The sequence below is a fragment of the Streptomyces turgidiscabies Car8 genome (assembly GCF_000331005.1).
GTDB lineage: Bacteria > Actinomycetota > Actinomycetes > Streptomycetales > Streptomycetaceae > Streptomyces > Streptomyces turgidiscabies.
Genome location: NZ_AEJB01000222.1, coordinates 1 through 1,773 on the forward strand (window position 1 = coordinate 1; position 1,773 = coordinate 1,773).

General features: G+C 67.1%; 3 protein-coding genes. 1 reads left to right on the forward strand and 2 read right to left on the reverse strand.

Features of this window, described 5'->3' with window-relative positions:
* Positions 1–51: 51 nt before the first annotated feature.
* Positions 52–417, reverse strand: coding sequence for an ArsR/SmtB family transcription factor (locus STRTUCAR8_RS14580; protein WP_006376517.1), 366 nt, complete (start codon positions 415–417; stop codon positions 52–54).
* A gap of 199 nt (positions 418–616) precedes the next feature.
* Positions 617–991, reverse strand: coding sequence for a hypothetical protein (locus STRTUCAR8_RS14585; protein ID WP_006376516.1), 375 nt, complete (start codon positions 989–991; stop codon positions 617–619).
* A gap of 589 nt (positions 992–1,580) precedes the next feature.
* Here STRTUCAR8_RS14585 and STRTUCAR8_RS53345 point away from each other — a divergent pair.
* Positions 1,581–1,751 (forward strand): hypothetical protein, encoded by a 171-nt coding sequence (locus STRTUCAR8_RS53345; protein WP_006376515.1) that lies wholly within the window; start codon positions 1,581–1,583, stop codon positions 1,749–1,751.
* Positions 1,752–1,773 lie beyond the last annotated feature (22 nt).

A 1,773-nucleotide genomic window follows, 5' to 3' on the forward strand; every position in this document is an offset into this window, starting at 1 on the left:
CCCCACGCCCCACGCCCCACGACCCAGGAGCCAGGAGCCAGGAATCAGGAATCAGGTGTGCCGGCCCCCCGGGGTGAGGGCCGCTTGCGGGTCCGCCTGCTGGAGTTCGGCGAGCAACTCGCTCTGGCCGGTGATCAGTTCGGTCAGGATCCGACGGGCCGCGCGCAGGAGTTCGGCCACATCGCCGCCGGCCAGGGCGTAACTGACGGTGGAGCCCTCCCGGATGGACACCACGATCCCCGAGCGGCGCAGGACGGCCAGTTGCTGGGAGAGGTTGGACGGCTCGATCTCGATCTCGCTGAGCAGGTCACGTACGGGGACGGGGCCGTTCTGAAGCAGTTCCAGGACCCGGATGCGTACCGGGTGGCCGAGCATCCGGAAGAACTCGGCCTTGGCCTGGTAGAGGGGCACCTGCATGGTGAATCGCTCGCTCCCTGCCGCGTTCGACGGGCCGCATCCGGGCCAGGTGGCCCAATACGTGCCACCACGGGCGGTCCTGCGGACCGATTCTCGTGCATCCGGCCCCGCACGCCCATCGGATTGATCTGATCCCGATGTGCCCAGTTGAAGAAATCTTCAAGTCATGGGCGTGCGAGGTCACGGACAACGCGGCGTGCTACACGTCCAGTTGGGCTTCGACGCTCTTGAGCTGGTGGCGGGCCATCGCGAGGTTCGACCTCTTCGCGTCGAGCGCGAGGTAGAGGAACAATCCGTTGCCGCCACGGCCCTTGAGAGGCCGGAGGATGTGGTACTGGCTGCCGAGCGTGATCAGGATGTCCTCGATCTCGCCCTTGAGGCCGAGGTGTTCCATGGTGCGGGTCTTGGCACGGATCACGTCCGTGTTGCCCGCCGCCGCAACCGTCAGGTCGAGGTCCTTACCGCCTCCCAGCGTGCCCAGCGCCATCCCGCTGGTGTAGTCGACCAGAGCGGTCCCCAGCGAGCCCTCGATCGAGGCCATGATCTCCTTGAGGCAAATCTCCACGTTACTCATACCGACATCTCCTCCGCGTCCTGCGAGGGGCGGGCGTCGCCTCCTCGCCAATGCACGGACCCTATGAAGGGCACCCGGCCGGTGACCTTGCTGTTTCCGTACTGGCCGAGGGAGCCTCAGAAAAGTCGGATGATGCTACGTATATGACCGCTCGTGTCCGCCGAATGACCACCGGGACGGACAACTGGCGGGCTGTCGGCGGACCGTCCAGCGGATGCGGCAACCGGTCGCGCAGGTGTCGCGCACAGCCGGCTGCGGCGCGGTGCGGACCCGGTGTACTCCACGTGGCCGGATCGCCCGGGGTACGAACGCCTCCCGGCCGCGCCCACCGCCCTGTCCGTGTCCGGCCCGGCCTCCCGGATTCCGGACCGTCGGACGCGCGCAGCGTTCGCCACCGAACGCAAGTACGCGAACATCGCCATGACTTGGGATGTCAGGTGATCGGCTCGCCGGCATCGGCTGCGCGTGAGCGCGGTGGCGGTGGCGGGAACGTCAGGGCGTGTCCGGTCGCGAGTCACCTCTGACAGCCAGAGGCCTATCGCGGGGATACGGGGGCACTCGGGTCTCACCCTTTGAGAGGAGCCGCTCCATGCTTGGTATAGCCGCGGCAGTACTGTTCTTCATCGCGTTCCTGATCAACGCCGCCGACATCTCGACGAACGACGTCTTCTCGTCCACGAACGTCATGCTCCTCGGCCTGATGCTGGTGGCCCTGCATGTCGCGGGAATCGGAAGTGGCTGGTCCGGCCGCAGACGCTGACAGGGCGAAGCGGAGTCCGGGG